General features: G+C 74.7%; 10 protein-coding genes. 6 read left to right on the forward strand and 4 right to left on the reverse strand.

Annotated features, from left to right (window positions below; translation table 11 throughout):
• Positions 1-78: 78 nt before the first annotated feature.
• Complete coding sequence (bla, locus tag HII36_RS36555; RefSeq protein WP_173527895.1) at positions 79-1,035, forward strand: class A beta-lactamase; 957 nt, start codon at positions 79-81, stop codon at positions 1,033-1,035.
• Between the two features lie 23 nt (positions 1,036-1,058).
• On the opposite strand, the gene HII36_RS36560 is transcribed toward bla, so the two are convergent.
• Positions 1,059-1,679 (reverse strand): dihydrofolate reductase family protein, encoded by a 621-nt coding sequence (locus HII36_RS36560; RefSeq protein WP_173527896.1) that lies wholly within the window; start codon positions 1,677-1,679, stop codon positions 1,059-1,061.
• 185 nt (positions 1,680-1,864) lie between these two features.
• On the opposite strand from HII36_RS36560, the gene HII36_RS58865 reads away from it, so the two are divergent.
• Both HII36_RS58865 and HII36_RS36570 read left to right on the forward strand, forming a co-directional pair.
• Positions 1,865-4,501, forward strand: a complete 2,637-nt coding sequence (locus HII36_RS58865; protein ID WP_173527897.1) for a helix-turn-helix transcriptional regulator — start codon at positions 1,865-1,867, stop codon at positions 4,499-4,501.
• A gap of 89 nt (positions 4,502-4,590) precedes the next feature.
• A complete protein-coding gene (locus tag HII36_RS36570) occupies positions 4,591-5,028 on the forward strand; it encodes an iron chaperone (protein ID WP_173527898.1) in 438 nt (145 codons plus the stop codon).
• Between the two features lie 43 nt (positions 5,029-5,071).
• Here the strand turns inward: HII36_RS36570 and HII36_RS36575 are convergent, their stop codons facing one another.
• Genes HII36_RS36575 through HII36_RS36585 form a run of 3 tightly spaced genes read right to left on the reverse strand, consistent with a single transcriptional unit; the run spans position 5,072 to position 7,453 of the window.
• Positions 5,072-6,292, reverse strand: coding sequence for a hypothetical protein (locus HII36_RS36575; protein WP_173527899.1), 1,221 nt, complete (start codon positions 6,290-6,292; stop codon positions 5,072-5,074).
• Positions 6,289-6,954, reverse strand: a complete 666-nt coding sequence (locus HII36_RS36580) for an ABC transporter ATP-binding protein (RefSeq protein ID WP_173527900.1) — start codon at positions 6,952-6,954, stop codon at positions 6,289-6,291. Before HII36_RS36580 ends, HII36_RS36575 begins: the two co-directional genes overlap by 4 nt.
• Positions 6,947-7,453: a PadR family transcriptional regulator gene (locus tag HII36_RS36585; RefSeq protein WP_173527901.1), complete on the reverse strand. Its 507-nt coding sequence runs from the start codon at positions 7,451-7,453 to the stop codon at positions 6,947-6,949. The genes HII36_RS36580 and HII36_RS36585 overlap by 8 nt, the downstream gene beginning before the upstream one ends.
• 135 nt (positions 7,454-7,588) lie before the next feature.
• On the opposite strand from HII36_RS36585, the gene HII36_RS36590 reads away from it, so the two are divergent.
• From HII36_RS36590 to HII36_RS36600, 3 genes are all read left to right on the forward strand, one after another.
• The gene (locus HII36_RS36590) at positions 7,589-8,332 is read left to right on the forward strand and encodes an SDR family oxidoreductase (protein WP_173527902.1); all 744 of its coding nucleotides are present in this window, start codon (positions 7,589-7,591) and stop codon (positions 8,330-8,332) included.
• 137 nt (positions 8,333-8,469) lie between these two features.
• Positions 8,470-9,534: an RNA polymerase subunit sigma-70 gene (locus tag HII36_RS36595; RefSeq protein ID WP_173527905.1), complete on the forward strand. Its 1,065-nt coding sequence runs from the start codon at positions 8,470-8,472 to the stop codon at positions 9,532-9,534.
• Complete coding sequence (locus HII36_RS36600) at positions 9,534-10,769, forward strand: MFS transporter (protein WP_173527903.1); 1,236 nt, start codon at positions 9,534-9,536, stop codon at positions 10,767-10,769. Before HII36_RS36595 ends, HII36_RS36600 begins: the two co-directional genes overlap by 1 nt.
• Positions 10,770-10,814 lie beyond the last annotated feature (45 nt).

Below are 10,814 nucleotides of genomic sequence, written 5' to 3' on the forward strand. Positions count from 1 at the left end.
CCGATATCGCTATTGGACATACCGTGATCACATCTGCTTGGCTCCTGATGCCGGCAAGGACCAGGAAGGGATCTCCACGTGCGTATCGTCCGACCCCGACGGCTCGCCGCCGCGCTGCCCGCGACCGCCCTGGCGGCGTCCGCGCTGTCCGGCGGCCCGCTCGGCCCGGCCGCCGCGACCGCCGCCACCCAGGCGAGCACGGCGGCCACGCCGGGCGCGGCCGCAGGACCGGCCCAGGTCAGGAAGGAACTGCGCAGGCTGGAGGCGTCCTTCCGGGGTCGCATCGGCGCCTACGCCGTCGACACCGCCACCGGCAGGACCGTGACGTACCGGGCGGGGGAGCGCTTCCCGATGTTGTCCACCTTCAAGGCGCCGTTGTGCGCGGCCGTGCTGCACCGGGCCCGCACCGCGGCGCCCGGCCTGATGAACCGGCTCGTCAGGTGGACGGCCGCCGACATGAAACCCAACTCGCCGGTCACCGAGAAGCACGTCAAGACCGGCCTGACCGTGTCCAGGCTGTGCGAGGCGGCCGTCACCATGAGCGACGGCACCGCCTCCAACCTGCTGCTCGACCGGATCGGCGGCCCGGCGGGGCTGACCGGCTTCTTCCGCTCGCTGAAGGACCCGGTCTCCCGCATGGACCGCCGCCACCCCGAGCTCAACGACTGGACGCCGAAGGACGTCCGCGACACCACCACGCCCGCCGCCATGGCCGGCGACCTGCGCGCGCTCACCACCGGCGACGCCCTGCACGCCAAGGACCGCCGGCAGCTCATCGCCTGGCTGCTGGCCAGCAAAACGGGCGCCGGACGCATCAAGGCGGGCCTGCCCGGAACCTGGACGATCGCCCACAAGACCGGCACCAACTCCGACGGCTTCGGCGGCGGTAACGACATCGCCGTCATCTGGCCGGTCAAGGGCGCCCCGCCCATCATCATGGCCGTCTACACCAACCGCACGCGCGGCCTGCCCACCGACGAGGCGGCCATCGCGAAGACCGCCACCCTCCTGGCCCGCGGACTCGGCAGGCTCTGACGTCCCGCCTGGTCGACGCGTGGTCAGCCCGCGTCCCTGATCCGGTCGTAGATCAGGCAGATCGCGCCGGACTCGGTGGTCGACAGGTCCGTCAGCGACCAGGACGCGGCAGGCAGCCCGTCGGGGAAGAGCCGGTCGCCGGCGCCGGCCACCTCGGGGCAGAGCGTGATGCTCAGCCGGTCCAGCTCGTCGGCGGCCAGCAGCAGCGCGGTGATGACGCTGCTGCTGGCCAGCACGATGATGTCGGCGCCGGGCTGTCGGCGCAGCCGCGCGACCTCCTCGGCCGGGCCCGATCCGGCCACGCGGGAGTTCCGCCAGGGCGCCTCGCTCAGCGTCGAGGAGAAGACGATCTTCTCGGTCTCGTCGAGCCAGCGGGAGAAGGCCCGGTCGCGGGGGTCGGCGTCGGCGTTCTCGGCGACGGCCGGCCAGAACGAGCCGAAGCCCTGGTAGTTCTTGCGGCCGAGCAGGACCGTGGTGGCGGTGCCCGTCACCCGCATCATGTGGTCGCGGGCGCCGTCGGTGATGGCGTGCGGGACGATCCAGCCCATGTCCCCCTCGCCGCCTGGACCGTTGACCCGCCCGTCGAGCGAGAGCGAAATGTTCGCGACGACCTTGCGGGCCCTGGTCTCGGTGTGCTGCGTCATTTCTGTTCCGTCCTTCCGCGTGTTCCCGGCGACCCGTCGTCGCCCGGTAGGAACGATCCTGTCGTCCGCGCCGGTCGGGAACATCTGCCAGGTGGCAGATATGCCGGTGAGGAGGGTGGCGGAACTGCTGGCATACTTCCGAGGTGCCTGACGTTCGTCACCTTCCGCCGGAATTGTCATCGTTTGTGGGGCGAGCCGATGAGCTCGCCGCGATCGGCGACGCGCTGACGGCCGGGCGGGTGCTGACGCTGGCCGGGCCCGGCGGGTGCGGGAAGACCCGGCTGGCCATCCGCGTCAGCCGGGCGGCCGCCGATTCGTGGCCCGACGGCGCGTTCTGGGTCGGACTGGAGGAGGAGCCGGACGGCGCGCACGTCGCCCGCCGGATCGCCGCCGCGCTCGACCTCCTGCTGCCCGCCGGGCCGGACCCGGTCCCCGCGCTGGCCGGGGCGCTGCGCGGGCGCGAACTCCTGCTGGTGGTCGACAACTGCGAACACGTGCTGGACGCCGCCGCCGAGGTCATCGCCGCGATCCTGGCCAGCTGCCCGGGCGTGGCGGTGCTGGCCACCAGCCGCGCCACGCTCGGCGTCCCCGGCGAGCGGGTGTGGCGGGTGCCGCCGATGGCCCTGGCGGACGCGCTGGAACTGCTGCTCGAACGCGTCCGCGCGGGCGCGCCCGGCGCCGCCGAGTCACGTCCCGCCGCCAGGCGCGTCTGCGACAGGCTCGACCGGCTGCCGCTCGCGCTGGAACTGGCCGCCGGCTGGGCGGGCGCGCTCTCGCTGGCCCAGATCGCCGACTCCCTGAGCACCCCGTTCGCCCTCCTGGACGGCGGCGCGCGCACCGCGCCCTTCCGCCAGCGCACCCTGCAGGGCTCGATGAGCTGGAGCCACGACCTGCTGGACGAGGACGAACGCGTGCTGTTCCGCCGGCTCGGCGTCTTCGAGCCCGGCTTCACCGCCGACGCCGTCACCCGCCTGTCCGGCCTGGGCGGACCTGGCCCGGGCGACCTGCTCAGGGCGTTGCGCGGGCTGATCGACAAGTCGCTGGTCGTGGCCGACACGACCGGTGAGGTGGCCCGCTACCGGATGCTCGGCGTGGTGCGGGCGTACGCGCTGGACCGGCTGGCGGCGGCGGGGGAGTCCGACGCGGCCGCCGACCTGCACCTGGACCTGCAACTCGCGCTGCTGGGGCAGGCCGCGCCGCTGCTGGACACCGACAAGGACGCCTGGCGGGCCCGCGTCGGCGCGGCCTATCCGAACGTCCGGGCCGCGATCGAATGGGGGCTCTCACGCCAGGACCCGGGCCGGGGGCGGCGGCTGGCCGTCGCCTGCGTGTGGCTGTGGCACCTGGAAGGGCGCGGCGACGAAGGAGTGCGGCTGCTGCGCAAGGGCGCGGCGCGTGGCGCGGACGAGCGCACGGCGCGGCAGGCGGAGATCCTGGCGGCGCTGGCGCTGGTGCTCGACACCGCCGAGCCGGGCGTCGAATCGTTCGAGGTGGCGCGGGCGGCGCGGGAACTGGCCGCCGAGTCGGGCACGCCCGCGGCGGCGCGGCTGGCCGGGCCGCTGGTCGCGCTCGGCCGGCTCGCCGTCGGACTCACCGAGACGCTGGCCGAGGCCCGGGCGGTCAGGGACGAGGCCGCCGCGGCCGGTGACGCGTTCGTCGCCGACTGCGCCGAGACGTTCGCCGGCCTGGTGCACCTGCTGGCCGACGACTACCGCCGGGCGATCGACAGCCTCGAACGCGCCGCGGCCGGGCTCGCCGGGCGCGGCGACCGGGGGATCGGCTCGATCGCGCTGGGCTGGCTGGCGCTGGCCACCGCCAGGTCGGGCGCGGTCGAGCGGGCCGGCGAACTGGCCGAACGCGCGGTACGCACCGCAGAACCCCTGCGCGACCTGCACTGGACCGGCGCGGCCCGGGTCGTGCTGGCCGAGATCCGGGTGCTCCAGGGCCGCCTTGAGGCCGCCGCCGCCGCGCTGGAACCCATCGACCGCCTGGTCGACGGCTCGGAGCGGCTGCCGTTCATCACCGGCTGGGAGCGCGGCAAGGCGATGATCGCACTCGCCTGCGGCCGTCCCGAGGAAGCGGTGGAGTGGTGCCGGCGCGAGGGCCGCTGGCAGGACGAGCCCGACGACTCCCGGCTCGCGCCGGAGACCCAGCTCGTGCTGGCCACCGCGCTGCGGCCGGCCGGCGACCAGGCCGGCGCGGCGCGGGTGCTCGACGCCCTGGCCGGCGCGCCGGTGACCGGGGAGATGCCGCGCATCCGCGCGGGCGTCCTGGACGAGCAGGCACTGGCGGCCCACGAGAGCGACCCCGAGCGGGCGCTGCGCCTGCACCACGAGGCCCTGCGGACGCGGATCGAGCACGATCTCGTGCTCGGCCAAGTGTCGAGCCTGGACTCCCTCGCCCTGGCCAACCTGCGCAGAGGCGCCGGAGAGGCGGCCGGTATCCTGGCAGGAGCGGCCGAACGCGCCCGCCGCGACCTCGGGCTCGCGCCCCGGCCCTGGCCGGGCGCGGACGATCCGGCCCTGGCCGGCGCGATGGCACGCGGCCGGGAGATGGACCTGGCCGCGGCGATCGCCTACGCCACCCGCGCCCGCGGGCCACGCGGCCGGCCGCAGACGGGGTGGGAGAGCCTCACCCCGGCAGAACGCTCGGTGGCCGAGCTCGCCGCGCAGGGGTTGTCCAACCCGGAGATCGCCGGGCGCCTGTTCGTCGGCCGCGGCACGGTCAAGACCCACCTGGCGCACATCTACGCCAAGCTCCAGGTCGCCAACCGTACCGAACTGGCCCGCGCGGCGGCCGCGCGACCCGGCGGCGACGACTAGCCGCGCGGCACATCGCGCACACATAGCGGATGTATTGTCGCGATTCGGCATTGTTGTCCCATACCGAGAGCGACCTGAGGAGAACCACCATGAGCAGCGAATACGAGGGTTTCACCGCCGAAGAGCGGGCCGCGATGAAGGAGCACGCCAAGGAGCTGAAGGCGGCCGCGCGCCGCAGCCCGGCGGACAAGGCCGCGCAGGCCGAGCGTGACGTGCTCGCGAAGATCGCCGAGTTGCCCGAGGCGGACCGGGTCCTGGCCGAGCGCGTGCACGCGATCGTCACCGCCGCCGCCCCGGCGCTCGCGCCCAGGCTCTGGTACGGCATGCCCGCCTACGCCCTGGACGGCAAGATCGTGTGCCACTTCCAGAGCGCGGGCAAGTTCAAGACCCGGTACGCCACGCTGGGCTTCAGCGACCAGGCGAAGCTGGACGACGGCGCGATGTGGCCGGCCGCCTTCGCCGTGATCGACGTGACGCCCGAGGTGGAGGCCCAGATCAGCGAGCTGGTGAAGCGCGCGGTGGGCTGAGACACCGCCCGCCGGCCACCCGGCGCCGACCGTCGGGCGCTGGTCAGTCGCGTGCGGTGAAACGCAGCGCGCCGCGCAGCAGCGGGCGGGCGGCCAGGGCCACGAGCACCGCGGTGAGAACCCCGATGCCCGCCATGGCCACGGCCCTGGCCACCGCCCACCCGAGCCACTGCGGCCGGTAGATCTCCAGCAGCGGGAGCACCACCACCGCGACGCCCGAGACGGCCGCCACCGCGCAGACCGGCAGCGCGGCGATCACCGCCTGCCGCACCAGCACCCCGCCGAGCGCCCGCTCCGGCACCCCGGAGGCGGCCAGCGCGGCGAACGAGCGGCGCAGGTCGATCAGCTCCTCGGCCTGGTGCACCACCAGCGCGGCGGCCGAGGTCACCAGCGCCACCACCAGCGCGAGGTCCACCAGCGCGTGCGCGCCGGTGTAGCCGATCCCCGCCTGCTGGGCCCCGGCGCCGGCGCCGAAGAACACGGTCAGGCTCACCACGGACAGGGCCCTGGCCCACGCCCGCGGATCGGCCTCGACCAGCCGGGCCGCGAGCAGCGTCTCGGGCGAGGCGGCCCGCCGCCCGGCGCGCCTCGCGTACGCCCTGATCAGCCAGGTCGCCGCCATCGTCACGCCGAACAGCAGCAGCACCAGGCCGGCCGTGATGATGACCGCGGAGCCGTACCTGCCGGCGATCTGGAAGCGGGTCGACATCACGAGCACGAACAGCCCGGCGCCCGCCGCCGCGAGGAGCAGGTCACGCACCCGCGGGTCCCGCAGCCGCGCCCGCCGGACGACGCCCAGCGGCGAGGCGACGACGTGCCGCCCGGCGCGGGCCCCCGACACCACCCCGCCCAGCGTCACCACCGCCACCACCACCGGCACCTGCGGCAGCGGGCCGGACAGGTGGATGAGCACGTACAGCGCGGCGCCGGCCAGCGAACCGCCCAGGGCCAGCAGGCCGCCTTCCATCGCGCCCAGCCGCCGCACGTCGCCCGGCGTCGCTCCGGCCAGGCGCAACGCGGCCAGCCGCCGTTCCCTGGTGGCCGAGGCCAGCCGGTTGGCCTGGTGCACCAGCCCGGCGACCGGCAGGGCCAGCAGGGCCAGGCCGAGCCCGGTCAGCGAGCCGCCCTCGTCCTCGTAGTCGGCCAGGCTGACCGCCGTGCAGACCAGGAACGTGGCCACCCCCGCGCCCGCGGCGACCAGCAGGGCACGGACGCGCTCGGTCCGCGAGCGGCCCCGGTTGAGCATCCGCAGCACGTCGATCATCGGCTCACCTCGGCCGGCACAGCGCCGTCGCGCAGGGTGATCTCCCTGTCGGCGTAGGCGGCCACCCGGTTGTCGTGGGTGACCAGCACGACCGCGGTGCGTCCGGCCCGGGCCGCGCCGAGCAGCGCGGTCATCACCTGTTCGCCGCCGAGCGTGTCCAGCGCGCCGGTGGGCTCGTCGGCGAAGACCACGCGCGGGCCGGTGACCAGCGCCCGCGCCACGGCCACCCGCTGCCGCTGCCCGCCGGACAACTCGCCGACGCGCTGCTCCGCGCAGTCGGACACCTCCAGCCTGGCCAGCCACTCGGCCGCGACGCTCATCGCCTCCCGCCTGCCGTGCCGGTTGAACAGCAGCGGCAGCGCCACGTTCTCCACCGCGGTCAGCTCGGGCACCAGCTCGCCGTGCTGGAAGACGATGCCGAAGCTCTCGCGCCGCAACTTGGTCAGCTCCTCCTCCGGCAGGGTGTCGATCCGCCTGCCGTCCAGGACGACCTCGCCCGACTCCGGCCGGACGACCCCGGCCAGGCAATGCAGCAACGTCGACTTGCCCGCGCCGCTCGGCCCGGTCACGGCGACGATCTCGCCCTCGGCGATCGCCAGGCTGACGCCGGCCAGCGCCCTGGTCCGGCCGAAGGACTTGCCTAAATCCCTGGCCTCAAGCATCGTGATCCTCCTTCATCCGCGCGAGCGCGGTCTCGATCCAGCGCAGGTCGGCGTCGAGGTGCTGGAGCGCGTAGTCGGCCGCCAGCACCCGGGCCGGTGAACCGCCGGCCTTCTCCGCGGTGAGCTCCCGCATGCGGGCCAGGTGCGCCTCGCGCTGCCGCATGAGGTAGCCGTCGGCGGCGCTGCCGGCCACCGCGACGCGGGCGAACAGCGGGCCCGAGACGTACGGCGCGGACGGCTCGACGGTGTTCAGCCACCGGTCCAGCTCGGCCCGGCCGTCGTCGGTGATCGCGTACAGGGTGCGCTCGGGGCCGCCCTCCTGCTGGGTCTGCGTCACCTCCGCCCAGCCGTCGCGTTCCAGTCGTTGCAGCGTGGCGTAGACCTGCCCGTACGCCAGCGGCTTGGCGCCGGCGAGCCGGTGGTCGTGCTCCTTCTTGAGCTCGTAGCCGTGCTTGGGACGTTCGGCGAGCAGGCCGAGCAGCACATGAGCCGTTGACATGATCGCGACTATACATTCAATGAATAGTCGCGTCACGCCGATTCCGCGACCCGGATCACCCATCGGTGCGACGGATTTCCCGCCCGCGGCTGGTCTTGATACCGACGGAACCGGCCACCACCGCAGGAGCACGCCATGTCCCATCCACCTGAGAACGCCGTCGTCACCGGCGCCGGCCGCGGCTTCGGGCGCGCGATCGCCGCCGCGCTCGTCGCCGCGGGCACGCACGTCGTCGGCATCGCCCGCGACGAGAGAAGCCTGCGTGACGTACGCGACGAACTCGGCCCCCGCTTCACCCCGGTGGCCGCCGACGCCACCGACGAGACGCCGGCCCAGGACCTGATCCGCGCGCATCGTCCCCGGCTGCTCGTGCTCAACGCCGGGGCCGCGCCGCACCTGGCGCCGCTGCACGAGCACACCTGGGAGACCTTCAGCCGCAACTGGCACGCCGACACCCGGCACGTCTTCACCTGGACCCGGGCGGCGCTGCGGGAACCGCTCGCGCCCGGCAGCGTGGTCATCGCCATGTCCAGCGGCGCCGCGCTCGGCGGCTCACCGCTCAGCGGCGGCTACGCCGGGGCGAAGAGCGCGATCAGGCACATCGCGAGCTACGCGGCGGACGAGTCGCGACGGGCCGCGCTGGACCTGCGCTTCGTCACGCTGTTCCCGCGCCTGACCCCGGCCACCGCGCTCGGCGCGGCCGGCGTCACGGCGTACGCCGCGCGCCAGGGCGTGGACCGGGACGCCTTCGCCCGGGGTATGAACCCGGTGCTCACCCCCGAGCAGGTGGCCAAGGCGGTGGTGGATCTCGCCGCGGGCCCCGGCGGCGGAGTCCATGAGTATCTGGTCGACGGCGCCGGCCTGCGTCCGGTCGGCTGAGCGCGCCCGATGACAGCCAGGCGAGCCCTGAATCCGGAAACTTCGGACCTCGAACCCCGACCCCGGAAAAGTCCGGACTTAGAGCCCCTAACCCGGAAATGCCGGATCTTGAACCCCGAACCTTTGGAGGCGTCGTGATGCCGTCCCGTGCCGAGTTCACCGCCCTGGCCGAGCCGTTCCGGCCGGAACTGCTCGCGCACTGCTACCGGCTGCTCGGCTCGATCCACGACGCCGAGGACCAGGTCCAGGAGACCTACCTGCGGGCCTGGCGCGCGTTCGACCGCTTCGAAGGTCGCTCCTCGCTGCGCCGATGGCTGTACCGGATCGCCACCCTGACCTGCCTGACGGCGCTCGACACCCGCGCGCGGCGGCCGCTGCCCTCGGGGCTGGGCGCGCCGTCGGAGGACCACCGGGTGGCCGTCGCCCCCGGCGAGCCGTCGCGGCCCTGGCTGCAACCGGCGCCCGACGCGCTGTTCACGCCCGCAGGACCGGCGCCGGGCGCGCTGTCCGCTACCGGTGACCCGGCGGCAGGCGACCCGGCGGCAGGCGACCCGGCGGCCGTCGTCGCCGGGCGGAGCGGCGTGCGGCTCGCGTTCATCGCCGCGCTGCAGTTCCTGCCCGCCCGCCAGCGGGCCGTGCTGACCCTGCGCGACGTGCTGGCCTTCCGCACGTCCGAGGTCGCCGGCATGCTCGGCATGACCGACGCCGCCGTCGACAGCGCGCTCCGCCGCGCCCGCGCCCGCCTGGCCGAACGCGGCCCCGCCGAGGACGACCTGGCGGAACCGGACGAAGAGACCCGCCGCGACCTACTCGACCGCTACGTCGAGGCGTTCACCCGGCCCGACCCCGACGCGCTCGTGCACCTGCTGCGGGCCGACGTCGAGGTGGAGATGCCGCCGATCCCGACCTGGTTCAGCGGGCGGCCGGCCGTCATCGGCTTCCTGGCCGGCCGGGTGCTGCGCGAGGACCGGTGGCGGCTGGAGCCCACCAGCGCCAACGGCCAGCCCGCCTTCGTCGTCCACCGGCGGTTGCCCGGCGGCAGGTACGAGGCGCAGGGCGTCGAGGTCCTGACACTCAGCGGGGCCAGGATCGCCAGGATCACCGCCTTCCACGACCCGAGCCTGGTGCCGCTGTTCGGCCCCGCCCCCGCGCCCGCGCTTTCGACCCGACCCGTCACTCCGCCATGGCAAGGAAGACCCTGATGCGTAGCGTGATGCGCCCGGGCCGGGCGAACCTCGTCCTGGCCACGTTGTTCGCGGGCATGTTCGTGCTGGGCAGCGCCGAACTGCTCGTCGTCGGCGTGCTCAACCTGATCGCCGCCGACCTGCGGATCTCCATCCCCATGGCCGGCACGCTGGTGACCGCGTACGCGCTGGGCCTGGCCATCGGCGGCCCCCTGCTGACCGCGCTGACCATCAAGGTGGACAGGAAGGTCGTCCTCGGCGGCGCGCTGCTGCTGTTCCTGCTGGCCAACCTGGTGAGCGTGATGACCACCGAGTACCCGGTGTTCCTGGTGGCGCGCGCACTGGCCGGGGCGTTCCAGGGGCTGTTCATCGCCGGGGCGTTCGTCGCGGGCGTCTCGGTCGTGCCGCCCGAGCGGATGGGGCGGGCGATGTCCGTGGTCGTCTCGGGCGTCGCGGTGTCGGCCGCGCTGGGCGTGCCGCTGGGCACGCTGGCCGGCCAGTCGCTGGGCTGGCGCGGCTCGTTCGCCGCGATCGTCGTGCTCACCGGCCTCACACTGGTCGCCACGCTGGCGCTGGCGCCGTCCGTGCCGGCCACCGGCGGCGGCGCGGGCGACCAGGCCAGGCACGCCTTCGCCCCGCGCGTGCTCGCCGTGCTGGCGCTGAACGTCCTGGTGTTCGCGGCGCTGTACGCGGCCCTGACCTACATCGTGCCGTTCCTGGAGCGGGTCACCGGCATCTCCGGCGCGCTGACCAGTGTGTTCCTGCTGGCCTACGGGGTGGCCACGGCGGCCGGCTCGTTCGGCGGCGGCCGGTTCGCCGACAGGGACGCGGCACGCACGCTGGTCCTCGCCACCGCCCTCGCCGCGCTCTGCCTGCTGGCGCTCGTCCTCGTCGGCGCGTACCCGATCCCGGTGGCGCTGGTCCTGCTGGTCTGGGGGCTGGTCGCGTTCGGCATGGTGCCGTCGCTGCAGTACCGGGTGGTCAGCCTGGCCGGGCCGGGCGGCGCGCTGGCGCAGTCGCTGCCCGCCTCGGCGGCGAACGTGGGCATCGCCGTCGGCTCGGCCGCGGGCGGGCTGGCGATCGGCGGCGGCGCCACCCCCTCGGCCGCCGTGATCACCGGCCTGGTCATCGCGGTGGTCGCCGTCCCGGTCGCCTGGGCCACCGGACGGCTCACACCACCTCGGACGGAGGAACTGCCCCCGAGCCCGCCCGACCCGATCGACGCCGCGGGCCAGGAACTTCACCACCCCTGATCGGGCGGCGGGCGGCGAGGCGGCGGGACAGGGACGGTTCGAGGG

The organism is Nonomuraea antri, assembly GCF_013283785.1.
Taxonomy (GTDB): Bacteria; Actinomycetota; Actinomycetes; order Streptosporangiales; family Streptosporangiaceae; genus Nonomuraea; species Nonomuraea antri.

Coding starts and splice junctions, on each gene's coding strand:
- HII36_RS36595 (WP_173527905.1), top strand. CDS start 8,470: ATGCCGTCCCGTGCCGAGTTCACCGCCCTGGCCGAGCCGTTCCGGCCG.
- HII36_RS36570 (WP_173527898.1), top strand. CDS start 4,591: ATGAGCAGCGAATACGAGGGTTTCACCGCCGAAGAGCGGGCCGCGATG.
- HII36_RS36575 (WP_173527899.1), bottom strand. CDS start 6,292: ATGATCGACGTGCTGCGGATGCTCAACCGGGGCCGCTCGCGGACCGAG.
- HII36_RS36590 (WP_173527902.1), top strand. CDS start 7,589: ATGTCCCATCCACCTGAGAACGCCGTCGTCACCGGCGCCGGCCGCGGC.
- HII36_RS36585 (WP_173527901.1), bottom strand. CDS start 7,453: ATGTCAACGGCTCATGTGCTGCTCGGCCTGCTCGCCGAACGTCCCAAG.
- HII36_RS36580 (WP_173527900.1), bottom strand. CDS start 6,954: ATGCTTGAGGCCAGGGATTTAGGCAAGTCCTTCGGCCGGACCAGGGCG.
- HII36_RS36560 (WP_173527896.1), bottom strand. CDS start 1,679: ATGACGCAGCACACCGAGACCAGGGCCCGCAAGGTCGTCGCGAACATT.
- HII36_RS36600 (WP_173527903.1), top strand. CDS start 9,534: ATGCGTAGCGTGATGCGCCCGGGCCGGGCGAACCTCGTCCTGGCCACG.